28 protein-coding genes are annotated in these 21,792 nt (G+C 61.3%); 11 read left to right on the plus strand and 17 right to left on the minus strand.

Annotated elements, in window-relative coordinates; translation table 11 throughout:
- The first annotated feature begins 38 nt into the window (after nt 1-38).
- The 4 genes from BQ8482_RS32765 to BQ8482_RS32780 all read left to right on the plus strand — a co-directional run bounded on the left by BQ8482_RS32765 (nt 39) and on the right by BQ8482_RS32780 (nt 2,670).
- The gene (locus tag BQ8482_RS32765) at nt 39-662 is read left to right on the plus strand and encodes a thermonuclease family protein (protein ID WP_123151319.1); all 624 of its coding nucleotides are present in this window, start codon (nt 39-41) and stop codon (nt 660-662) included.
- Between the two features lie 150 nt (nt 663-812).
- The gene (locus BQ8482_RS32770; protein ID WP_123151320.1) at nt 813-1,424 is read left to right on the plus strand and encodes a glutathione S-transferase; all 612 of its coding nucleotides are present in this window, start codon (nt 813-815) and stop codon (nt 1,422-1,424) included.
- A 16-nt stretch (nt 1,425-1,440) separates the two neighbouring features.
- Nucleotides 1,441-2,058 carry a uracil-DNA glycosylase family protein gene (locus BQ8482_RS32775; protein WP_165848811.1) on the plus strand — a complete coding sequence of 206 codons (618 nt, stop codon included), beginning with the start codon at nt 1,441-1,443 and terminating at the stop codon, nt 2,056-2,058.
- A 120-nt stretch (nt 2,059-2,178) separates the two neighbouring features.
- A complete protein-coding gene (locus BQ8482_RS32780; RefSeq protein WP_006333679.1) occupies nt 2,179-2,670 on the plus strand; it encodes an Lrp/AsnC family transcriptional regulator in 492 nt (163 codons plus the stop codon).
- An 11-nt stretch (nt 2,671-2,681) separates the two neighbouring features.
- Here BQ8482_RS32780 and BQ8482_RS32785 read toward each other — a convergent pair whose 3' ends face one another.
- Nucleotides 2,682-3,248 (minus strand): DUF3299 domain-containing protein, encoded by a 567-nt coding sequence (locus BQ8482_RS32785; RefSeq protein WP_123151321.1) that lies wholly within the window; start codon nt 3,246-3,248, stop codon nt 2,682-2,684.
- Nucleotides 3,249-3,685: 437 nt separating this feature from the next.
- Here BQ8482_RS32785 and BQ8482_RS40445 point away from each other — a divergent pair, with 437 nt between their 5' ends.
- Nucleotides 3,686-4,549: a DUF7986 domain-containing protein gene (locus BQ8482_RS40445; RefSeq protein ID WP_342211002.1), complete on the plus strand. Its 864-nt coding sequence runs from the start codon at nt 3,686-3,688 to the stop codon at nt 4,547-4,549.
- A gap of 110 nt (nt 4,550-4,659) precedes the next feature.
- A complete protein-coding gene (locus BQ8482_RS40450; protein WP_342211003.1) occupies nt 4,660-4,923 on the plus strand; it encodes a hypothetical protein in 264 nt (87 codons plus the stop codon).
- 12 nt (nt 4,924-4,935) lie between these two features.
- Here the strand turns inward: BQ8482_RS40450 and BQ8482_RS32795 are convergent, their stop codons facing one another.
- The 10 genes from BQ8482_RS32795 to moaA all read right to left on the minus strand — a co-directional run bounded on the left by BQ8482_RS32795 (nt 4,936) and on the right by moaA (nt 13,027).
- On the minus strand, nt 4,936-5,514 hold the full coding sequence (locus BQ8482_RS32795; RefSeq protein WP_123151322.1) for a GNAT family N-acetyltransferase: 579 nt from the start codon (nt 5,512-5,514) through the stop codon (nt 4,936-4,938).
- Entirely contained in the window at nt 5,477-6,178 is a 702-nt protein-coding gene (locus BQ8482_RS32800; protein ID WP_123151323.1) for a DNA alkylation repair protein, read from the minus strand. Before BQ8482_RS32800 ends, BQ8482_RS32795 begins: the two co-directional genes overlap by 38 nt.
- A gap of 8 nt (nt 6,179-6,186) precedes the next feature.
- Nucleotides 6,187-7,056, minus strand: a complete 870-nt coding sequence (locus BQ8482_RS32805) for an NAD(P)-dependent oxidoreductase (RefSeq protein WP_123151324.1) — start codon at nt 7,054-7,056, stop codon at nt 6,187-6,189.
- A gap of 64 nt (nt 7,057-7,120) precedes the next feature.
- Nucleotides 7,121-7,954, minus strand: a complete 834-nt coding sequence (locus BQ8482_RS32810; protein ID WP_123151325.1) for an ABC transporter permease — start codon at nt 7,952-7,954, stop codon at nt 7,121-7,123.
- Nucleotides 7,951-8,664: an ABC transporter permease gene (locus BQ8482_RS32815; protein ID WP_123151326.1), complete on the minus strand. Its 714-nt coding sequence runs from the start codon at nt 8,662-8,664 to the stop codon at nt 7,951-7,953. The genes BQ8482_RS32810 and BQ8482_RS32815 overlap by 4 nt, the downstream gene beginning before the upstream one ends.
- 116 nt (nt 8,665-8,780) lie before the next feature.
- Nucleotides 8,781-9,563, minus strand: a complete 783-nt coding sequence (locus tag BQ8482_RS32820) for an ABC transporter substrate-binding protein (protein ID WP_123151327.1) — start codon at nt 9,561-9,563, stop codon at nt 8,781-8,783.
- A 215-nt stretch (nt 9,564-9,778) separates the two neighbouring features.
- Nucleotides 9,779-10,288 carry a molybdopterin-guanine dinucleotide biosynthesis protein B gene (gene mobB, locus BQ8482_RS32825; RefSeq protein WP_123151328.1) on the minus strand — a complete coding sequence of 170 codons (510 nt, stop codon included), beginning with the start codon at nt 10,286-10,288 and terminating at the stop codon, nt 9,779-9,781.
- Nucleotides 10,285-10,920, minus strand: coding sequence for a molybdenum cofactor guanylyltransferase MobA (mobA, locus tag BQ8482_RS32830; protein WP_123151329.1), 636 nt, complete (start codon nt 10,918-10,920; stop codon nt 10,285-10,287). The genes mobB and mobA overlap by 4 nt, the downstream gene beginning before the upstream one ends.
- A 40-nt stretch (nt 10,921-10,960) precedes the next feature.
- Complete coding sequence (locus BQ8482_RS32835; RefSeq protein WP_123151509.1) at nt 10,961-11,881, minus strand: DMT family transporter; 921 nt, start codon at nt 11,879-11,881, stop codon at nt 10,961-10,963.
- A 150-nt stretch (nt 11,882-12,031) separates the two neighbouring features.
- On the minus strand, nt 12,032-13,027 hold the full coding sequence (gene moaA, locus BQ8482_RS32840; protein WP_123151330.1) for a GTP 3',8-cyclase MoaA: 996 nt from the start codon (nt 13,025-13,027) through the stop codon (nt 12,032-12,034).
- A gap of 199 nt (nt 13,028-13,226) precedes the next feature.
- On the opposite strand from moaA, the gene BQ8482_RS32845 reads away from it, so the two are divergent.
- Both BQ8482_RS32845 and BQ8482_RS32850 read left to right on the plus strand, forming a co-directional pair.
- Nucleotides 13,227-13,580 carry a gamma-butyrobetaine hydroxylase family protein gene (locus BQ8482_RS32845; RefSeq protein WP_095492986.1) on the plus strand — a complete coding sequence of 118 codons (354 nt, stop codon included), beginning with the start codon at nt 13,227-13,229 and terminating at the stop codon, nt 13,578-13,580.
- A 69-nt stretch (nt 13,581-13,649) separates the two neighbouring features.
- Nucleotides 13,650-14,261, plus strand: coding sequence for a pyridoxamine 5'-phosphate oxidase family protein (locus tag BQ8482_RS32850; protein WP_123151331.1), 612 nt, complete (start codon nt 13,650-13,652; stop codon nt 14,259-14,261).
- A gap of 84 nt (nt 14,262-14,345) precedes the next feature.
- Here the strand turns inward: BQ8482_RS32850 and BQ8482_RS32855 are convergent, their stop codons facing one another.
- On the minus strand, nt 14,346-14,798 hold the full coding sequence (locus BQ8482_RS32855; protein WP_091590958.1) for a MarR family winged helix-turn-helix transcriptional regulator: 453 nt from the start codon (nt 14,796-14,798) through the stop codon (nt 14,346-14,348).
- 47 nt (nt 14,799-14,845) lie between these two features.
- Between BQ8482_RS32855 and BQ8482_RS32860 the strand changes: the two genes are divergently transcribed.
- Nucleotides 14,846-15,757, plus strand: coding sequence for an alpha/beta hydrolase (locus BQ8482_RS32860; RefSeq protein WP_123151332.1), 912 nt, complete (start codon nt 14,846-14,848; stop codon nt 15,755-15,757).
- A 63-nt stretch (nt 15,758-15,820) separates the two neighbouring features.
- On the opposite strand, the gene BQ8482_RS32865 is transcribed toward BQ8482_RS32860, so the two are convergent.
- Nucleotides 15,821-16,435 carry a TetR/AcrR family transcriptional regulator gene (locus BQ8482_RS32865; protein ID WP_123151334.1) on the minus strand — a complete coding sequence of 205 codons (615 nt, stop codon included), beginning with the start codon at nt 16,433-16,435 and terminating at the stop codon, nt 15,821-15,823.
- A gap of 99 nt (nt 16,436-16,534) precedes the next feature.
- Between BQ8482_RS32865 and BQ8482_RS32870 the strand changes: the two genes are divergently transcribed.
- Together BQ8482_RS32870 and BQ8482_RS32875 are read left to right on the plus strand one after the other, a co-directional pair.
- On the plus strand, nt 16,535-17,281 hold the full coding sequence (locus BQ8482_RS32870; RefSeq protein WP_123151336.1) for a 3-oxoacyl-ACP reductase family protein: 747 nt from the start codon (nt 16,535-16,537) through the stop codon (nt 17,279-17,281).
- A 213-nt stretch (nt 17,282-17,494) separates the two neighbouring features.
- A complete protein-coding gene (locus tag BQ8482_RS32875) occupies nt 17,495-19,375 on the plus strand; it encodes a L,D-transpeptidase family protein (RefSeq protein WP_123151338.1) in 1,881 nt (626 codons plus the stop codon).
- A 112-nt stretch (nt 19,376-19,487) separates the two neighbouring features.
- On the opposite strand, the gene BQ8482_RS32880 is transcribed toward BQ8482_RS32875, so the two are convergent.
- From BQ8482_RS32880 to BQ8482_RS38525, 4 genes are all read right to left on the minus strand, one after another.
- A complete protein-coding gene (locus tag BQ8482_RS32880; RefSeq protein ID WP_123151340.1) occupies nt 19,488-19,964 on the minus strand; it encodes a hypothetical protein in 477 nt (158 codons plus the stop codon).
- 232 nt (nt 19,965-20,196) lie between these two features.
- Nucleotides 20,197-20,454, minus strand: coding sequence for a PepSY domain-containing protein (locus BQ8482_RS32885; RefSeq protein WP_123151342.1), 258 nt, complete (start codon nt 20,452-20,454; stop codon nt 20,197-20,199).
- Between the two features lie 121 nt (nt 20,455-20,575).
- Nucleotides 20,576-21,646 (minus strand): ABC transporter ATP-binding protein, encoded by a 1,071-nt coding sequence (locus BQ8482_RS32890; protein ID WP_123151343.1) that lies wholly within the window; start codon nt 21,644-21,646, stop codon nt 20,576-20,578.
- Complete coding sequence (locus BQ8482_RS38525; RefSeq protein ID WP_165848812.1) at nt 21,639-21,788, minus strand: hypothetical protein; 150 nt, start codon at nt 21,786-21,788, stop codon at nt 21,639-21,641. Before BQ8482_RS38525 ends, BQ8482_RS32890 begins: the two co-directional genes overlap by 8 nt.
- Nucleotides 21,789-21,792: the final 4 nt, after the last annotated feature.

Here is a 21,792-nt window from a genome sequence, read left to right on the forward strand (position 1 = left end):
TTAAGCTACGTTCGAATGATTAACCAACGGTTTGCCATATGAGCCGATCGTGGTCGCGGCGACCGCGACAGCGATACGTCCCGCCGCGGCCGCGAAGCCTTTGGCGCCGGCTGGTGGACTACGCACTGGCCGTGCTTGTCCTCGGTCTGCTGATCCTTCTGGCGGCGCGGCTTGATCGGATCGAGACCCGCAAGACCGAGGGTGCCGCCGTCGTCAATGACGGCGATACGATCACGCTCGGTATCGAGCGCATCCGTATGCGCGGCATTGACGCGCCCGAATATTCGCAGGTCTGCCGCAAGGGCGGCGCCGGCTATCCCTGCGGCAAGCTGGCGCGGCAGTCGCTGGTGCGTCTGATATCAGGCAAACCCGTCTCCTGCACCGGCTGGCAGCGTGATCGCTACGGCCGGCTGCTCGGCGACTGCAACGCCGGCGGCAAGGATCTCAACCGCGCCCAGGTCGAGGCTGGCTGGGCAGTTGCCTATGGCGATTTCGAAACCGAAGAAGCCACTGCCCGCTCCGGCAAGGCCGGCATCTGGGCCGGCACTTTCGACGAGCCGCACGATTGGCGCGAGAGCCACGATCACGAAGTGACCGAAAGGAAGCACGGCACTCTGGCTTCGATTGGCGATGCCTTGCGAGAAATTTTTCGCTTCCGGTGATGGTCAACCCTATAGTTTGTTGCAACAGACCTGGTCAGAGCGACGTGCGTCCATTCGGACGCACAAGGCATGCGCTGGGATTCTTGATTCGCATCGTGCTTTCCGGAAATCGGTTCCGGGTTTTCGGGCCGATCCGATAGGAGGAATGGAATGAAACTCTTCGACGGCGGCCGGGCGCCCAATCCACGGCGGGTTCGCGTCTTCCTTGCCGAAAAGGGGCTTGAGGTTCCTCTGGTGCCCGTCGACATGGGCGCGCTGGAGCACAGAAAGCAGCCGGTCAGTTCGCGCAACCCGCTGCAGCGCCTGCCGGTGCTCGAACTGGACGACGGCACCGTCATCACCGAATCCGTCGCCATCTGCCGCTATTTTGAGGAACTGCATCCGGAACCGGCTTTGTTCGGCCGCGGCGCGCTCGGCAAAGCGCTGGTCGAGATGTGGCAAAGACGCATGGAGCTCAACTTGCTCGGTTGCGTCACTGCCGCGTTCCGGCACATCCATCCGGCGATGAAGGAATGGGAGATTCCACAAATCCCCGAATGGGGCGAGGCCAACAAGCCGAAAGCCGTCGGATTCCTGAAACTCCTCGACGACGAGTTGGCGAACCGGGAATTCGTCGCCGGCGACGCCTATTCGATCGCCGACATCACCGGGCTGATTGCCATCGACTTCATGAAGCCGGCGCGTATCAAGGTGCCGGAAGACTGTGCCAACGTGCTGCGCTGGCATCAGGCGATCTCCAGCCGGCCGAGCGCTGCCGCCTGAGAATGAGTTCCCGAGAATGAGCGAAGAGCTGGAAAACTTCGCGGCGAGGGTACGCGCCTGCCGTATCTGCGTCGAAAACCCGGTCGGCCGCCCGTTGCCGCACGAGCCGCGCCCGGTGCTCAGGCCGTCATCGAGCGCCCGCATCCTGATTGCCAGCCAGGCACCGGGCACCAAGGTGCATATGTCAGGCATGCCGTTCACCGACGCTTCCGGCGATCGGTTGCGGAACTGGCTGGGCGTCAGCAGCGACGAATTCTACGACACGACAAAATTCGCCATCGTGCCGATGGGCTTTTGCTTTCCCGGCCATGACGCCAAGGGCGGCGACCTGCCGCCGCGCCGCGAATGTGCACCGGCCTGGCGTGCGCCGCTGATGGCGCTAATGCCGCATATCGACCTGGTGCTGACGATCGGCAGCTATGCACAAACCTGGCACATGGGCGCCGCGCGCCGGCCCTCGCTGACGGAGACGGTGAAGGATTGGCGCACCATCTGGGGTGCGCCCAGCAACCCGAAAGTGCTGCCGCTACCGCATCCGTCGTGGCGCAACACCGGCTGGTTGAACCGCAATCCGTGGTTTGAAATGGATTTGCTGCCGTTTCTGAGATCGGAAATCCGCTATCGCCTCGGCTGAAGCGTAAGCAAGAAATCACTCGCTTTTGCGCCATCTGGCAGAATTTCTTTCTTGTGAATGGCCTAAATAAGAAGGACTATAGCCAATCTATTCCTAGTCTATCCCCGTGGGAGCACCGAAATGGACCGCCTTGACAGAAAAATCCTCCGCCTCTTGCAGGAGGACGCGACGCTTGCGGTCGCCGATGTCGCCAAGAAAGTCGGACTGTCAACCACGCCCTGCTGGCGGCGCATCCAGAAGCTGGAGGAGGAAGGCGTCATCAAGCGGCGCGTCGCCATCCTCGATCATGAAAAGGTCAATGTGCGCGTCACCGTATTTGTGTCGATCCGCACCAATTCGCACAGCCATGAATGGCTGCGGCGCTTTTCGGAGGTCATCCAGGAATTTCCGGAAGTGGTCGAGTTCTACCGCATGAGCGGTGACGTCGACTATCTCCTGCGCGTGGTAGTGCCCGATATCGCTGCTTACGACGCCTTCTACAAGCGGCTGATCGCCAAGATAGAGATCCGCGACGTCTCGTCGTCGTTTGCCATGGAGCAGATCAAGTACACCACCGAAATGCCGCTGGACTACATGGTTCTGGACAAGGAATCGGGCGCCAACGCTGCCTGAGGATTTTTTGCTTAATTCTTCTTTTTGTTGAGGAAGCTCCAGGGCGAGTTTGCCGGTTGGGTGATGGTGTCCGGCACCACATCGACATCCACCATTTCCGCCTTGCGCACCGCGTAGCCCGATTGGATGACGCTGGCGCCGTCGAGGATGAAGAGCTGACTTTTCTCCATGCCCGGCTCTAGGACGCCGGTCACAGAAACCGGCTGATAGGCTTCCGACATCCTATAGGGGCGGGCGGGCGTGACGAGGACGATCTGATTGGGCGGCGGCGTCGGCATGTGGCTGCACGCACCTGTCCACGGCACCAGCAGGAACTGATAGACGAGATCGCCGTCCCGATCGAGCGGCAGTGCGTATCCCGCCAGTTGGACGGCCTTGTCTCGCAAATTGAGAGACAGCGTCTCGCCACGGTCAGGCATTTTTGCCGCGACCATCGGCAATCCGACACTTTCGGCAGCGGGCTGGTTCGCCGGGCGCAGGTCCTTCCAGAATATGCGCGTGGTTTCGGCGGAAGCGGTGGCAATGGAGAGGCCCAGTGCCACAGCCAAGGCCGAGCCTGATTTGAGACGATTGTTCATTGGCGTCATCCTTCGCCAGTCCGTGGCTGGATCGGGTAAACCCGTCGTGAAGTATCGGTAACGGAGTGATCCACTTGTTATTGCAGAATGCAACATCGAGTGCCATGCCCGTGGGGCTAACCGGGGCAAACCGTCGTTGAGGCTGCCGCCCACACTGAAGGGCGCGGCGGCGCCGGCGCGGGGAGTGCGGTCCGAAGAAAGGCGAGGAAATCGCCGAAAAAGTCTTGCCCAGTCGCCTCAGCGGCGCAGAATAACCCGACCCAGCGATGCCAGACGACAGAAACCCTATCTTCGAATATCGCCTGAACCTGGAGAATTCAATGCCGACCAGCCATGATCTCAACGGGCTGATGAAATTCCTCAGCCGTGACGAATGGAGCGAATGTTTCGCGGAAGTGTTCGACGATCATTTCGGCCCGATCCTCGGCGACGGGGACATGGAATTCGAAGAACTCGCCGAGGTCCTGGGTGACGACAGAGTAATGAATCTTTGGGGCTGCGCCTTCGAGGATTTCCTGACCCAGGATTTCGAGGGCGAACCCAGCAACATCGTCGATGAGTATCTCAAACGCAGAGGCTGGAAGGAAAATGCGCAAACGAGAGCCTATATAGGCGCGTTGCGTACCTCCGTCATGAGCTTGTATGAGGTAAGCGACGTCGTTCCGGGACAATCGCCCATGGCTCGCGATCTTCTCCGCGGTGGCGAACCGATCGCCGTCAAAGAGGGCACCGCCACCAAGACATTGAAGCAGTGGGACAAGATCGCGGCGAGAATCGTGCCTGTCCGCGGAAAGAATATCCTTGCCGGCGGTGTTCTTCCCTTCACCCGAGAGGCCACCCAATCCTTGTTCGATTGCCTGTTGGACGTGTTCGGCAAAAAGAACGCAAGAAAGCTGCCGGCCATGAGGGATGAAGACCTGCGGGCGGTGGCGTCCATGTTCACGCTCGTATGGGTGGTCGACGCCCTTGACAAGGTGATGAACATGCCGATGCTCCAAAATGCCGAAGGCGACGAATTCATGTTTCATGATGTCCGCTTTCCCTTGGCCGCCGGCGCGACGCAGGAGGACATCACCGCCCGGCTGAACGGCATAGCGGGCATGTCGCAGGAAAATGCACAATTCTGGAACTGGTTGGAATACATGCCGCAAGGCGAGGACAAACCCAAGGAGGCGGGCACGCTTTCCCTGGACACCGCAATGGACAACGGTTTGCGCGTGTTGGGCAATGTCGAGTTGAAAGGCGGTTTCTGTGTCTATCCGCCAATTCCGCCGAGCGGGCGGAAAAAGGGACGGCCCTGATCCAGCGAGCCCTCGGCGATCTGGTCCGAACACCTCTTACCGAAATCCGCACCATACAGCAGATGATGGCCGAACGGCCGGCCATGGAGGGCAGGACGCCCTCATCGGAGATGCCGCCGGAACTCGCTGAACAGGTCATTCACGAGTACCTGGATCAACACTATAGGGAAACCCTCGATCAGCCGGTCCAAATGCTTGGGGGCAAGACACCGCGTCAGGCCGTCAAGACCCAAACTGGCCGGCAAAAGGTCGCCGAGTGGCTAAAATATTTGGAAAACCAGACCGCGAGGCAGCCTGACCGCGCCCATCCTGTGGCCGTTTACAGTCTTGAGTGGATGTGGACGGAACTTGATGTTCACGACCTACGCCGGTAGCGTCTGGCATCCTCAACGCTCCAAGCGCACCACATGCCGACGCGAGCCGGCCATGCCGATCTCGTGGAATCCGCGGGCCACGAACATCTCTCGAAAGCCCATGAAACGGTAACTCGGCGACGCCTGGCCGACCGGATAGGCCTCGATGGTCCTGGCGCCTTTGGCGAAGGCGTGATCGATGGCCGCGTCGAGCAGGGCGCTTGCCAGTCCACGGCCGCGCGACGCCCTCGGCACATAGAAGCAGACGATCGACCATACGCCCGCCTCGCTGTCGTCCTGCGCCTGCGACAGCTTGCGATAGGTCTCGCGTGGCGCCACGGAGCACCAGCCGACGGTCTTGCCTTCGGCATGGGCGACGATACCGACCGGCGTGCCGGCGTCGATGAGCGCCATCATGGCCCGTCTCCGCTCATCGTTGGACGCATGCTCGCGGTTTTCAAGGTGGCGCCAGGCCATGCACCAGCAGTATTTTGGTGCGCCAGGCTGCTCGAACAGGTTCTCGAAATCGGCGCGCGTGGATCGCGTCACCTCAGTAAAGCGGATTTGCCTCCGGTCAGCCTTTCCTGGCGAGCCGCTCGAGCGTTTTGGCATCGGAAAGCTCCCTTGCAGCGTCCTTGCCGATCCAGCGCGCCGTCTTGTCGGTCGATCCGGCCAGCTTCTGTGCCAGGGCAAGGGCAGCGCCGTGCAATTTCACCGATCGCTTGCCGATAGAGCGAAGCGCCCAGTTCACCGCCTTCTTCACAAAGTTACGGCCATCGCCGGCGTGCGCTTCGATGATCGACAGGAAGTCGAGGAAGGTCGCCTCTGGCTCCTTCTTCCGGTGGACCACCGACCAGGCCATCATGGCAAAAGCCGTGCGTCGAACGAACTCCCGTTCGTCGGCCGCGAACTCCTCTATCAGTTCCTTCCAGCAATCCGTATCGACAAAGAGATCGGAGACGCCGTCGACGATATCCCACGAGTCGAAAGTCGCCGCCCATCGTCTTGCATCCGCGGCAGAAAACCGCTTCGGATCGGCTGTGACGGAAGCGATGAACTGCGCTTCCATGATGCCCGACTCCCATAGTTCGAAGGCACGCTCATGGTTGCGCTTGATTTTCTTGGCAATCTGCCGCTGCACGCCATGCGAGATTCCGAGCGCACGTTCGATCTTGATGCCGTAGCGCAGCATGCCAAGGCGGTTCTCTTGCGAGCCGATCGAGCGCAGATGGGCGACAATCTCCTCGGCGCTGGATTGAGGCGAAAGCTCGGCCACGACAAAACCTACTTTTCCAATCGCGCCAGCAGCGAGGACGTGTCCCAGCGTTTGCCGCCCATCCCCTGCACATCCTTGTAGAACTGGTCGACAAGTGCCGTCACCGGCAGCTTGGCGCCATTGCGATCGGCCTCCGCCAGGCAGATGCCGAGATCCTTGCGCATCCAGTCGACGGCGAAGCCGAAATCATATTTGCCGGCATTCATCGTCTTGTGGCGGTTCTCCATCTGCCATGAGCCGGCCGCTCCCTTGGAGATCACCTCGATGACTTTCTCGATGTCGAGCCCGGCCTTCTTGCCGAAATGGATGCCCTCGGCCAGCCCTTGGACAAGACCGGCGATGCAGATCTGGTTGATCATCTTGGTGAGCTGGCCCGAGCCGGCCGGACCCATCACCCCGACCATGCGGGCATAAGCATCGATGACGGGCTTTGCTTTGTCGAAGGCTTTCTGTTCGCCGCCGACCATGACCGTCAGCACGCCGTTTTCGGCGCCTGCCTGACCGCCGGAGACCGGTGCGTCGAGGAACGAGAAACCGCGCACTTGCGCCTTCTCAGCCAGTTCGCGCGCGACTTCAGCCGAGGCCGTGGTGTTGTCGATGAAGATGGCTCCTTTCTTCATCGACTGGAACGCACCCTCGGCTCCAATCGTCACCGCGCGCAGGTCGTCATCATTGCCAACACAGGAAAAGACAAAGTCCTTGCCGTCGGCCGCCTCAGCAGGCGTGTTGGCAACACTGCCGCCATGCTGGGCAACCCATTGCTCGGCCTTTGCCTTGGTGCGGTTATAGACGGTGACGTCGTGGCCGCCCTTGTTACTGAGATGTCCGGCCATTGGATAGCCCATAACGCCAAGACCGAGAAATGCCACCGATGCCATGTTTTCGAATCCCTTAGAAGTCTGTTTTCCGGCCTTCTTAGCGGATCAGGCAAAGCTATGGGAGTCAGCGGTGCAGATGTATGGTAATGCGCCGTTCTATCCACTCGACCGCGTGGCGGAGTACCTCGACAATGATCAGATAGATGATCGCCGCCCAGATATAGGACTGGAAGTCGAAAGTGCGCGAATAGGTGAGCTTCGTAATGCCCATCAGATCATAGACGGTGATGAGGGCCACGATGGCGGAGCCTTTGATCATCAGGATGATCTCGTTGCCATAGGGACGCAGCGCCACGATCAGCGCTTGTGGCAGGATGATCTTGCGAAGTGTTTGCAATTTGTGCAGGCCAAGCGAGGCAGCGCCTTCCCACTGACCTCTGGGGACGCTCTCGATAGCGCCGCGCAGGATCTCAGCCTGATAGGCTGCTGTATTGAGGGTGAACGAGAAAATGGCGCAGTACCAGGCTTCACGAAAAAAGCCCCACAGGCCGACAGCTTCAAGTGCCGGTCGAAACGAACCCACTCCATAGTAGATAAGAAAGACTTGGGTCAAAAGCGGTGTGCCGCGAAAGAAGTAGACATAAGCGTAGGCAACGCTGGACAGGATCCGGTTCCTGGACATCCGTGCGTAGGCGACCGGAACTGAAAGGACGGCTCCCAACACGATCGACACGGCGACAAGCGTGAGCGTCACGCCAAGGCCAGAGATGTAGCCCGGAGCGTATTTTTGGAAGAGTTCGGAATTCCAAGCCTCGACCAAGTATACAATCATGCCGATGCCGAGCACGATCCAGAGGCCGACCAACGCATATCCCAATACACGTTGCCGGGACCAGCCGCGCGGGATTGCTGGCGGTTTTTCGACCTTGGTCGCCACGTCGGCTGCTGCCGCGCTCATCGTTGCACCTGTTGTCGGCCAACCCTGCGTTCAATGGCATTGATGCCGAAGGACGAGATGATGGCGAGGAGCAGATAGATAAGAGCAGCGACCCCAAAAAACAGAAAGGCGTGCTTGGTCACGCGGGCCGCGACGCCCGCTTGCCGCAGTATGTCGGCAAGACCGATGGCGGATACCAGCGCTGTATCCTTGAGCAGGATGAGCCACAGATTGGCAAGACCCGGCAGGGCAATACGGATAAGCTGCGGCAGCACCACCAGTCGCATCGTCTGCCCACCAGACAGGCCAACCGAATAGCCGCCCTCATACTGTCCCTTCGGGATGGCGCGGAATGCCGAGAGGAAGACCTCGCTGGCGTAGGACGAGAAGACGACGCCGAGCGCGATCATGCCGGAAACAAATGCGTTCACTTCGACCGCGGCGGCCGGGTCATACAGGCGCATCAACTGCTGGATGCCGATTTGCGCACCGTAAAAGATCATGAACAGGGTCAGCAGCTCGGGCAATCCACGAAAGATCGTGGTGTAGACATTGCCGGCCAGCCGCAGCGACGGCTCGTTGGATTGCTTGGCCAGTGCAACCAGAAAGCCGATCACCAGACCGACAGGCAGGGTCGCGGCTGCAAGCGAAACGGTGATGAAAACACCATAGGCGATGTCGTCGAGCCAGCCTTCGGGTCCCCAACTGAGCAGCGTCCAAACGCTTTGCATCCGCCTGCCTGTTCTCCTTTATGGGCTCTCTTGAGAGCAGCGCGGCGTCACCCCTCGCGCGCCGCTCCTTGCGCAAACGGCGGGGCGTCCCGCCGTTCGCTGTCAATCCGGAAGGATTAGGACTCGCCGCCGTAGACGTCGTACTTGAAGTACTTGTCGTTGATTTCCTTGTACTTTCCGTTGGCGCGGATGGCGTCGATCGCCTTATTGAACTGATTGACCAACTCGGTATCGCCCTTGCGTACCGCGATGCCGGCGCCCGGACCATGGATCTCGATGTCGGGCGTGATCGCACCGATCAGCTTGCAGCAGGCGCCGTCCGGCGTGGCAAGCCAGCCTTCGAGAACAGTGATATCGTCGTTGACCGCATCAACGCGGCCATTGGCGAGATCGAGCTGATATTCCTGCGCGGTCGGGTACGGCTTGATTGTACTGTCGGTATAGGCCTTGGTTGAATAATTGAAGTGGGTGGTGGACGCCTGCACGCCGATCGTCTTGCCGGCCAGGTCCTCCTTGGTCACGCCCTTGATGTCGCTGTCTTTGGGCGCGGCGATCGCCGGCGGCGTGTTGTAGTATTTGTTGGTGAAGTCGACCTTCTCGGCACGCTCCGGCGTGATCGACATCGAGGCGACGATGGCGTCGAACTTGCCGGCCTGAAGCGCCGGGATGATGCCGTCCCAATCCTGCGCGACGAAAGTGCACTTCACCTTCATCTCGTCGCAAAGCGCCTTGGCGATATCGATGTCGAAGCCCACGAGCTGGCCATCGGCGGTCAGGTTGTTGAACGGCGGATAGGCTCCCTCCGTACCGATCCTCAAAGTTTTTTCCTGAGCCTGGGCAACGCCCAATGTCAGCAGCGCAGCCGATGCGGCGAGCGCTATACGCAGTGCAGTACGCATGATGGTCCTCTCTGTATGTTCCCGGCCGTCGTTCCAAACGGCTCTGTGGGCGGTTCTTTTGACCGCCCGCTGGCGCGATACTCCCATTCTTTCCCAAGAAAAAGCAACTGTAAAACCGTTGCTTGCGGGGTTTCGCATTCCCAGACAATGCTGACGCTGCGGCAGCCATACCAACGAGGAAATAGGGGCGGCCGAATGCTCCTTCGGCAGTGCCTTCAGCGTGTCAAACCTGCCGTGCGCTCGATGAAGTCGGCTATCGATTTCGTGTCGTCGAGATCGAAGACAGGCAGGCTTTGGCCCGCTATGGCGAAGTCGGCGGCGATGGCGACGATATGCGGATCATTTGCCGAAAGCGGTGCCCGGTCCTTAGCCTCCAGACGCCGCGTCTCGATCTTGCTGTGCGCCTCGCGCTTGTAGCCTTCGACCAGCACGATGTCGGAGGTGCCGAGCCGCGACAGGATCGCGTCCAGCGTCGGCTCGTCCTCGTCGCGCAATTCGTGCATCAGGGCCCAGCGCCTGTCCGACACGATGGCGACTTCCGTGGCTCCGGCCTGTCGGTGGCGAAAGCTGTCCGCTCCCGGCTTGTCGATGTCGAAATCATGATGGGCGTGTTTCACCGTCGACACCTTCCAGCCACGCCGAACGAGTTCGGCGACCAGCTTTTCGGTTAGTGTCGTCTTGCCGGAATTCTTCCAGCCGGTGATACCGAAGACGCGTCTCATCATGGCTTCATGCTCTGCAACAGACCCTCGGCCCGGGCAAGGTCGTCTGATGTATTGATGTTGAAGAAAGGGTCGTGCGTGTGATGGTCCCCCGACGTCAGCATCGGGAATTCCACATCGACAAAGTCATGCCGGTCGATGAAAGCGGAAACCCGCCTGATATCCTCGTCGACCAGAAAACGCCGCAGAGCCTCACGGAGCCCCAGCGGCCAGAGCGCGAATGTCGGATGCCGTTTGCCGCCGGAACAGGCAACGGCGATCGTGCCGGGACGTTCGTCGACCGCCGCGGCCAGCCGTTCAACCAGATTTTCGGGCAGGAACGGTGTATCGCCCGCAGTCGTGACAAGTGCCTCGCAAGTCGTGTTCGCGGCAGCCCATTCGAGGCCGGTCAGGATCCCGGCGAGCGGTCCGGCAAAACCTTTTACCGTATCGGCAACCACCGGAAGTCCAACCCCGGCAAACCGTGCCGGGTCGCCATTGGCGCTGAGCACCAGCGGACCGACCTGCGGAAAAAAGCGCGCAACGACATGGTCCAGCAGGCTGCCGCCGCCAAGCGCAAGCAGGCCCTTGTCGCCGCCGCCCATTCGCCGCGACTGGCCACCGGCCAGAATGACGCCGGCAATCTCTTTAGTCATCGTCTATCGTCCATGCGGTCACTCGCCGCGAACGGCAAGCCTATATGCCGTCCGGCGCCATATCAGGTCCAGCGCTTTCGGCGGCTGTCTTTCGCCGGCCGACGATCCGTTCGCGGTAAAGTGCGTAGAGGCCGGAGCCGATGATGACGATAGCGCCGAGGATCATCGGCAGGTCGGGGACGTCACCAAAGATGGACAGGCCAAGCAGGATCGACCAGAGCAGGGCTGTGTAGCGGAACGGCGCGATGAACGAGATGTCGCCCACCCGCATCGCCATGATGATGAACTGGTAACCGATGACCACGAGCACTGCCGCCAATGCCAGGAACGCCGTGCTTTCACCTGTCATCGGTGCCCACCCGCCCATTGGCAAAAGCAGCGCCGCGCCGAGCATTGTCATGGCGAGTGCCGTGGTGGTCGACACCAGCAATGTCGGAATGGCTTGCGGTATCCGCTTGGTGGCGAGGTCACGCACCGCACAACAGCCGACGCAGGCCAGCGCCAGCAGCGAATAGACGCTGAACCCCTCGAAGCCTGGCCGTACGATGATCAGCACGCCGGCAAAGCCGATGGCGATGGCCAGCCAGCGCCGCCAGCCGACGCCTTCGTTGAACACAAGTGCTGCGCCCATCGTCACTGCCAGCGGCAGCGCCTGCAGCACGGCCGAGACATTGGCAATCGGCAGATGGGCAAGAGCGACGAGAAACGACACCGTAGCACCGGCTTCGCCGGCGACGCGCACCGCAACCATCGGTTGCAGCATCGAGCCGGGCAGGGCAAGCGCACCGCGTTGCCAGGCAAGCAGGCCCACGAAAAGCGAAGCGAAGACGCCGCGGATCAGCATGACCTGCGCCATGTTCATGGATTCCGACGAGACTTTGGTGATCGCGTCGTTGAGGGTGAAACCAATCATGGCCACCACCATGAACAGTGCGCCGCGAAGATTTGGGGAAAGAAGCAAAGGCGTTACCGGTTGTGCTTTTGCATCAAGCCTGTAGCAGCCGGCCACAAGACAGCAACGTTAAAGGGCTGGGCCACAGCCTTTCGCGTGGCCCGTTACATCCTCCTCACAAGAGCGGCAGGATTTATTTCGGCGTTGTGACCGAGAAGATCAGCCGCCGGTGACGCTCATGTGCCGCGACACCGAGGGACGGTTGGTACGGCGGTCGATGATGAAATCATGGCCCTTTGGCTTGCGGCCAATGGCTTCATCGATGGCATCGGCGACCAGTTCATTGCCTTCGGATGCACGCAACGGCGCGCGCAGATCGGCGGCATCCTCCTGGCCGAGGCACATATAGAGCGTGCCGGTGCAGGTCAGCCGGACGCGGTTGCAGCTCTCGCAGAAATTATGCGTCATCGGCGTGATGAAGCCGAGCCTGCCACCAGTCTCGGCGACGTGGACGTAGCGGGCCGGACCACCGGTCTTGTAGGGGATATCGGTCAGCGTGAACTGCCGCTCAAGTGCTGCGCGCAGCAGCGACAGCGGCAGATACTGGTCGGTGCGGTCGGCGTCGATCTCGCCCATCGGCATGGTTTCGATGACCGTCAACTCCATGCCGCGGCCGTGCGCCCAGCGCAGCATCTCCGGCAGCTCGGCGTCATTGAAATCCTTCAGCGCCACCGCATTGAGCTTTACCTTCAGTCCCGCTGCCTGCGCGGCGTCGATGCCCTCCATGACCTTGTCGAGATTGCCCCAGCGGGTAATCTGGCGGAATTTTTCCGGGTCCAGCGTGTCCAGCGAGACGTTGATGCGCTTGACCCCGCAATCGGCGAGCTCAGCGGCAAAGCGCGAAAGCTGCGAGCCGTTGGTGGTCAGCGTCAGTTCTTCCAGAGCGCCGCTCTCGAGATGACGCGAAATCTGACGCACCAGATGCATGATGTTCTTGCGCACCAGCGGCTCGCCGCCGGTAAGACGCAGTTTCCTGACGCCCTTTTCGATGAAAACCGTGCATAGCCGGTCGAGCTCTTCCAGCGACAGCAGATCCTTCTTGGGAAGGAACGCCATGTCCTCGGCCATGCAATAGGTACAGCGGAAGTCGCAGCGGTCGGTGACCGACACGCGCAGGTAGCTGATCGTGCGACCAAAAGGATCGATCATGTCCATGCTGGTGCGTTTCCCGTGGCTGCGAACGGCTTCGTTATATATGGCTATGTGATACGATCCAACCTGCCATTCAAGATAAGAAGTTTCGATCCTAGGCAACATCGCGCCGCCGACAGATCGTGTCGGAAGTTTCGAAGCGGCCTTTTCCCGCTGCGCGAAGCGGCGTAGGGAAAGGACAGATGATGCGGAACTTATCACCATGACGGCGCCGAAGGAACTCAGGGTCTCGAAGGACCGCAGGCTGCTTACCGTGACATTCCCGGACCATCAGCCATTCGAACTGCCGGCGGAGCTGCTGCGGGTGGCCTCGCCATCGGCCGAAGTGCAGGGCCATTCGCCCGAACAGCGCGTGACCGTTCCCGGCAAGCGCAACGTTGCGATCCTGAAGATCGAACCGGTCGGAAACTATGCCGTCCGCATCACCTTCGACGATTTTCACGATACCGGCATCTTCACCTGGAATTACCTGCATACGCTGGGTCATGAGAAGGACGCACGCTGGGCCGCCTATCTCGCCGAGCTGGAAGAGAAGGGGCTAAGCCGCGATCGCTAGCTCGACTGGTGCTGTCGTCAAGACGTCACGGATATGGAGTAGCGGCCGCGGCTAGTCGGAGACGAAAACATGTCCGTCATCACCACGGTCGAACAGCTCGAAGCGCTCTATGGCCTGCCCGGCGAGACTTCGCTGGTCAAGGAACTCGACCATGTGAGCCCCGAGTACGCCGCCTTCATCGAGGCCTCGCCTTTTGCAGCGCTCGCGACCAGCGGGCCGGAAGGGCTGGATTGCTCGCCGCGCGGCGATCTCGCCGGCTTCGTCCGCATCCATGATCCGAAAACCCTGATGATGCCGGACCGGCGCGGCAACAACCGTGCCGATTCGCTCCGCAACATCCTTCGCGATCCGCGCGTCGGCCTGTTGTTCCTGGTCCCAGGCTCCGGCACGACGCTGCGCGTCAACGGCCGCGCCTACATCACCACGGATGCCGCGCTCTGTGCCTCGTTTGGCGTCGACGGCAAGCCGGCGCGTTCGGTCACGGTCATCGATGTCGATTCGGTCTATTTCCAGTGCGCTCGCGCCGTCCATCGGTCGGAACTGTGGAACCCGGCGAAGCATGTCGACCCGAAGTCGCTGCCGACACCTGGAAAAATCCTGGAAATCACCAGCCGGAAAGGCATCGACGGCGAGGCTTACGACAAGGAATGGCCGGAGCGCGCGAAAAAGTCGATGTGGTGAGCGGATCGCTGCACGAGCTCCATCCTTTGTTTGAGCATCGGATTTTCCCAAAACCGATTTCCACACTTGGGTCCGATGCTCCAGTCACGCTTCCTTGAGCACGTCGGCAATCTTGCGCATCTGCTCGCCGATCATGTCGCATTGCTCCGGCGTCGACTGGCTCATCGCTTTCTCGATCAGCGCCATATGGACCTTCAGCGCCTGCATCAGCAGTTCCGTGCCGGCTTCGGTCAAGGTCAGCCGCAGCACCCGCTTGTCTTTCTGATCGCCTTCGCGGCGCAGCAGGCCGCGTGTCTCGAGTTGCGGCAAAAGCATGGTGATGTTGGAGCGGCCGACCAGCAGCCGGCGGGCGAGATCGTGCTGCGACATGCCGGGATGGCGGTAAAGGTTCATCAGCACGTCGAGCTGCGCCGGCTTCAGGTCCAGCGGCGCGAGCTTCACCGCCAGCGTGCGCTCCAGCACATGGCAGGCGCGCGCCACCGCGACCCAGTTGCGAAAACGCGGGTTGTCCCAAGGTAGCTCTTGTTTAATGTTCATGTTTGAACTATTATGTTCATGCTTGAACGAATGGATGGATCGCCACTATGGCATCATTTGGATTGAAGGTCATCCGGAGCGTGTTTGCTGCCGCCGAACACGTGGCTCCTCGCCTTACAGGGCGCGCGGCGTTCGAACTGTTCTGCCGCACGCCGAACGCCAAGGTTCTCAGCGATGGCGAGCGACGGGCCGTCGACCGCGCCGCCGGCTTCATGGCCGAGGCGCGCCATCATCGGCTGAAGACCAAAAACGGGTGCGTCATGGTGCATGAATTCAGGCCAGAGCCGGGCAGGCGGGCCGCCGGCACGGTGCTCGTCATCCATGGCTGGCGTTCGCGCACCGAATATATGCGCACGCTGATCGAAGCCTATCGTGACGCCGGTTATAAGGTTGTCTCGCTCGACCTGCCGGGCCACGGCCAATCGCAGGGCCGCCGGCTCACACTGGTCAGCGCTGTCGAAGCCGCACGGCTGACCGGCGAATGGTTCGGCCCGTTCGTGGCGGTCGTCGGCCATTCCTTCGGCGGTGCCGTCGCCGCCAATGCCGTCGCCGGTTCGGTCAAGGACATTCCGCCGCTGGCGGCCGAGCGGCTGGTGCTGATCGCGGCGCCGAGCTCCCTGCCGGCGATCTTCAATGATTTCAGCCGCATGCTCAGTGTCGGCCCACGCTCGCAGGCCGCAATGGCCGACCGGGTCGAACGCATCGCCGGCCGGCCGCTGCACGAATTCACCGGCGACCGCCAGCTTGCCAGCACGCCGGTGCCAACGCTGGTCATCCATGCGCCAGACGACCGCGAAGTGTCCGCCGACCATGCAAGGCTCTATGCCGGCGCCGGCGACCATATCAGGCTTTACTGGGCCGATGGGCTCGGCCATCGCCGCATTCTCGCCGATAGGGGCGTGGTCGAGCGTGCGATCGGTTTCGTTGCCGAACACCGGGAACCGTCGCTGCTGCATTGACCTAAATATCTTGTTTTTGTCCCGGCCCAACCGGGAGTCCAGCCGCCATAGCGGTCGCGGTTGTCATGCCGCGTCCCTGCCGGCCATCACCTTCCACGCCGCCATGGCCCCGGCCACCGTCGCCAGAAGGGCGGCGCGCGATGCGCCGTCGCGCGCCTGGATCGACATGCCGTGCTGCACCGTCGCATAGAAGGTCGCAGCCGTGCGGCAGTCGAAATTTTCCGGCAATTCGCCTTCCGCCACGCCGCGTTCCAGCCGTCTCAGCAAGGCTGCGCGGTTTTCGGCGCGACGGCGGCGCAGGTCATCGCAGATGGCGCCGCGGCTTGAGTCCTGATGCAGCGCGCCGAGTGCGATCAGGCAGCCTTGCGGACGATCGGTCTGCGAATAGGCCTTGGCCGTCTGGCGCAAGAAGCGCTCGACCGCCTGGCGCGCCGTCGGCGACTTTTCCAGTGCGGACCAGATATCGGTGCCTTCGACCTGCGTGTAGAGCTCGACCGCTTCGAGGAAGAGCGCTTCCTTGCTGCCGAAGGCGGCGTAGAGGCTGGGCGAGTTGATGCCCATCGCCGCGGTCAGCTCGCTCATCGATGCCCCTTCGTAGCCCTTGGCCCAAAACACCTCCATTGCGCGCCGCAAGGCAGCGGTTCGATCGAAGGTGCGGGGACGGCCTCGTTCGGGCATGGCATCCTTTCTGTGTTGATTGATACATAAATCTATTGACGCACCCGGGCAAGGCTGGCAGACATTTATGTATCGATCATTACAAAAAAGGAGAAAAGAATGTCATCGCAAGGCTTGAACGGCAAGGCTGCGCTCGTCACCGGCGGCAGCCGCGGCATCGGCGCAGCGATTGCGCGAAGGCTCGCGGCCGACGGCGCCAGCGTCGCACTCACTTACGTGAATGGCGAGGAGCAGGCCCGCGCTGTCGTCGGGGAAATCGAGGCAGCCGGCGGTCGCGCCATTGCTCTCAAAGCCGACAATCGCGACGCTGCCGCGATCCAGGAGGCGGTCAGCGAGGCAGTGAAGACCTTCGGGCGACTGGACATCCTCGTCAACAGCGCCGGTATCTGGCGCGCCGCGCCGATCGATGAATTGCCGCTCGCCGACTTCGATGAAACCATGGAGGTCAATGTCAGAGCCCCGTTCGTGGCCTCGAAGGCGGCAGTCGTGCATATGGGCGAGGGTGGCAGGATCATCTCGATCGGCAGCAATCTGGCGGAGCGTGTCACCGACACCAGCCTCAGCGCCTACTCGGCCAGCAAGGCGGCACTGGTCGGCTTGACCAAGGCATTGGCGCGCGACCTCGGTTCGCGCGGCATCACCGCCAACGTCGTTCATCCTGGCTCGACCGATACCGATATGAACCCGGCCAGTGGCCCGCACGCCGAGCACCAGCGACAGAAGATGGCGACGCCCCGCTTCGGCAAGGCGGAAGAGATCGCCGGGATGGTCGCCTGGCTGGCCGGTCCCGAAGGGCGCTTTGTGACAGGCGCCGCACTGACGATCGACGGCGGCGCCAACGCCTGACCCGTGCACTATTTTCGGGAACCGGAGCGGGCCCAATTCGCTTTAGTTGTCACGGCGTTGTGAAACTGTTCTGCAACAGGATAGCCGAAATTTATGGAAGCTTAACGAAATCGGTATGAATCGGTGTGGTCGCGTCTTACATCCCGCCGTGCGGTGGGCGAGACCGTCAAGCGATACGGAACGGGAACCGGTTGCAGCCGGAGCGGGTGATCCATGAAATTCCTCGGAAACAAAGCAACCGTGATGCCGCTTGCAGTTGTCACGGTAATGCTGGCCTTCGGCATGCCGCAGGCGGACGCGCAAGGGCTTTTCGAGAGGCTTTTCGGCGGTGGTATCAGGCGCGCGCCCCACGGTGATTTCCCTCCGCCGCCGAGGCACAGACCGAGGCCGAGAGAATTCGCTGGTGGTGGCAGCAGGATCAACAGCCCGTCCTACTATACCTATAAGGCCGACCGGCTGGTGCGTGTCGATTTTGCGACATTGATGGCAGCACCACAGCCGGTGGCACCACAGGACGCTGCCTTTGTACCGTCGCTCACCAGCGACGCCTTTCGCGAAGCGATTGCCGGGCTCGGCGACTACGAGCTCTATGCGGAACCTGACATTGCCAAGGCGTTGATCGCTTATTACTCGGCCAATCCGGATTTCATCTGGGTGACCGGGACCGGCCCAAACGGTCGCGCGCAGGATGCGGTGCGGGTGCTTGGCGAGGCGACGAGCTATGGCCTGACGCCGGCCGACTATTCGGTTGAAGTGCCCGCCGCCGGCGCATCGACCGGCGGGGCCGATGCGCGGCTGCAGGAGCTCGTCCGCTTCGAGATGGCGCTGTCGGCGCGCGTCTTGCGCTATGTCCACGACGCGCAAAGCGGCCGCGTCGATCCCAATCGCATCACCGGCTACTATGATTTCCCGGCCAAGCCGCTCGACATCGAAGGCGTGCTGAAAACGCTGGTGCGCACCCAGCAAGTGCGCACCTATCTCGAATCACGGCATCCGCAGAATGCGGAATACCAGGCGCTGCGCGTCGAACTGGAATCACTTCAGGCCAGCGCCGAAGACGAGATCGTCGTTGACCCCAAGCTGTTGCTGAAACCTGGGCAGACCAGCCCCGAACTGCCGAAGCTTCTGGCGAAGATCGCGCGCAATCTAGACGACGAGATGGGCGGCGCCTATGGCGAGATATTGGCCAGGCTCGCCACCAGCGAGGTCTATGATCCGGAACTGGTGCCGGTTATCAAGGCAGTGCAGAAGAAGGCTGGCATGAAGGGCGACAGCGTCATCGGTCCGCGCACCGTCGCGGCGCTGGTCGGGACGTCCAAGGCCGACAAGATTCAAAAGGTGCAGGTCGCGCTGGAAGAGTTGCGTTGGCTGCCATCCGATCTCGGCAGTCCGCGCGTCTTCATCAACCAGCCGGCCTTCACGGCGAGCTACATCGAAAATGGCGAGGAGAAGCTGAAGACTCGCGCCGTCATCGGCAAGACCACCAACCAGACTTCCTTCTTCTACGATCAGGTCGAGCAGGTCGACTTCCATCCCTATTGGGGCGTGCCGCAGTCGATCCTCGTCAACGAGATGCTGCCCCGGCTGCGCAGGGATCCCGGCTATCTCGACCGCGCCGGCTACGAAGTGATCAACGCGCGCGGCAAGCGCATTCCCTCCTCCTCGGTCAATTGGGGTGCCTATGGCGCGAAAGTACCTTATGGCGTGCGCCAGCTGCCGAGCGAGGCCAATGCGCTGGGCGAACTGAAGATCCTGTTCCCCAACAAGCACGCAATCTACATGCACGATACGCCGCAAAAGTCGTTTTTCCAGCGTGACATGCGCGCGCTCAGCCATGGCTGCGTTCGTCTGCAGGATCCGCGCGGCATGGCGGCGGCCGTGCTCGGCACCTCGGTCGACTACATTGCGGAGAAGCTGAAGCACGGACATTCGACCGAAAAGGTGGCGCGCACGATCCCGATCTATGTCGCCTATTTCACCGCCTGGCCGGACATGTCCGGCAAAGTCGAATATTTCAGCGACGTCTATGACCGCGACACGCGGCTGCAGCAGGCACTCGACAGCACGGAAGCGGTGCGCTCGCCGGCAAGCTGAGATTCTAAAGCGCGTCGCGTTTGACCGGCCTCATGCGACGCGCTTTAGGTTGCTGTTTTGTTTTATGCATGTCGTTATCGCAAAACCGCTGCACACTTTTGCGCGACATACATTAGCGTAGGGAGAGCGGGAGCCGGAAGCCGGCCTCGCGCCCGGCAATCAGCCAGTAAGCCAGGCCGGCGACCAGACCGGCGGCGGCGATGATGCCGATATCGGCCCAGCGCTCGGGGCTCAGGTCCTCCGGCGCGCTCGGCCAGATCAGGAAGAAGCCGGCAGCCGCTGCTGCGGCGCCGAAGACCATATGCAGCCAAAAACTGCGCAGCGAAAACAATTCGGCGATCAGCGCGAAGATCAGCGTCTGCAGGCCGGTCATCATGATCGTCAGGAAATAGATCAACATGCCGAGCGGCGGCACGACCAGCGCCGCAATGGGGGAGACCCCCATGAGATCGAAATACGCCGGTGCATCAGGCAGCGAACTCAATGCACCATAGATCGTTACTACTGCGAACAGTCCGACCAGCACCGCAACGAAATAGCCGGCGAGCATCATCAGAACGCGTTTCGCCACATGCTTTGCCGTCGCCATGCCCACCCCCGTGCGGCTCAATGATCACGCCGCAGTCAGCCATCAAAGGCGCATCGGCGCAAGGGGATGCCGAAAAGCGTGCGGGAACCGTCGCCCCGCTCTTGGTGAAGCTACGCCGCCGCCCGCTTCCGAGGGATCGTCCCCAGGCTGCGCTGTAACCTGCCGGAATTGTTCCCGGTCCTTTAAGAGAAAGCCGGCCGCACGTATCGCCTGGAGGAAGGGTGGCCGCGATCTATTTCGGCTCGGCTGTCACCGGATCGTAGGTGATTTCGACCTTCGCCTTGTCGGTCGTGTAATAGGTGACGGTGTAGGAGCCGCTGTCCCAGCCGACCTCGTCGACGTAGCGAAAGTCGTCGCGCTGCTCGACCTTGGCGATTATTTCCGACAGTTTCCTGGCATTCTGCGGCGGCAGCTGGGTTCCGTCTGCGGCAAGGGCCGGTCCGCCGAGAAGGAGGACTACGACACCTGTCGCCAAAACACGTCTGGACATGGCTTTCCCTCACTCTTCAAGGAGTAGAAACTCGCGGCCATGCAGGTTTGTTCCGGGGTTCTGGAATGGACACTCGCGAATCGCGCCGCCGCATCGCGTTGTCGTTGCTCACGTCTGCAACTCACGCCTCGTCGGGGAAGAGATGGGCTAAGGCCGTGTCGAACGTGAGCTCCAGGGCGTCACCCGGTTCAAAGATCTTGTCTTCATCGAAGGCGGCAATGAGCTCGTGATCGTCGCGAAGTGTCAGGTCCACGACCGTCTCGCTGCCCAACCGCTCGGTATGTGCCACGACGCCATGCAGCATGCCTTCTCCAGGCTGCGCCGCCCGGAGGTACTGCGGACGGATACCCAGGATGGCCTTGCCGTCTTTCCGGAAGGAGCGCCTTCTGGTCGCTACCCTGATCGGCTCCAGGGATTGATTGCCAACTGTTGCCGCTTCGCCATCGAGGTCGAGGACGTCGACCTTCAGGAAATTCATCGACGGGGCTCCTAGAAAGCCGGCTACGAACCTGTTGGCCGGCTCGTGATAGAGTTCCATCGGCGCTCCTATCTGCATGACTTGACCGTCCTTGAGGACGACGATCCTGTCAGCCAGCGTCATCGCCTCGACCTGGTCATGGGTGACATAGATCATCGTTGTGCCAAGTTGCCTGCGCAGCCGGCCGATTTCCATACGCATGTCCATGCGCAGCGCGGCATCGAGGTTGGAGAGCGGCTCGTCAAACAGGAATACGGACGGTTTCCGGGTGATTGCGCGCCCGATAGCGACTCGCTGGCGCTGGCCGCCCGAAAGTTGACTTGGGCGGCGGTCGAGCAGATGTTCCATTTGCAGGATGCGTGCGGCCTCGGCCACCTTCTGCTCCTTTTCCTGCTTGGAAGCGCCCGCGATCGTAAGGCCGAACGCGATATTCTCGCGCACCGTCATGTGCGGAAAGATGGCATAGTTCTGGAACACCATCGCAACACCGCGTTCCTTGGGTGGGAGTTCGTTGACCACCCGGCCTCCGATCTCGAGGATGCCTTCGGTTATGTCCTCGAGTCCGGCGATCACCCGCAGCAAGGTGGACTTCCCGCAACCTGACGGTCCGACAAAGACGACGAACTCGCCATCGTTGATGTGGATATCGACGCCTTTGATGACGTCGACGCGACCATAGGATTTCTTGACGGCCTTGAGCGAGACCTCAGCCATAAGCAATGGCTCCCTGGTTCATGTGCGGCAATCCGGGATCACCGATCGATTGGTCGGCCTTGAGGAAATAGCCGTGCCCGCGCTTGCCGTCATGGGCGTACCAGTCGTCCCAGATCCACTGGCATTTGAGCGCGAGAACCATGCAT

This window comes from Mesorhizobium delmotii, from assembly GCF_900149755.1.
GTDB classification, from domain to species: domain Bacteria; phylum Pseudomonadota; class Alphaproteobacteria; order Rhizobiales; family Rhizobiaceae; genus Mesorhizobium; species Mesorhizobium delmotii.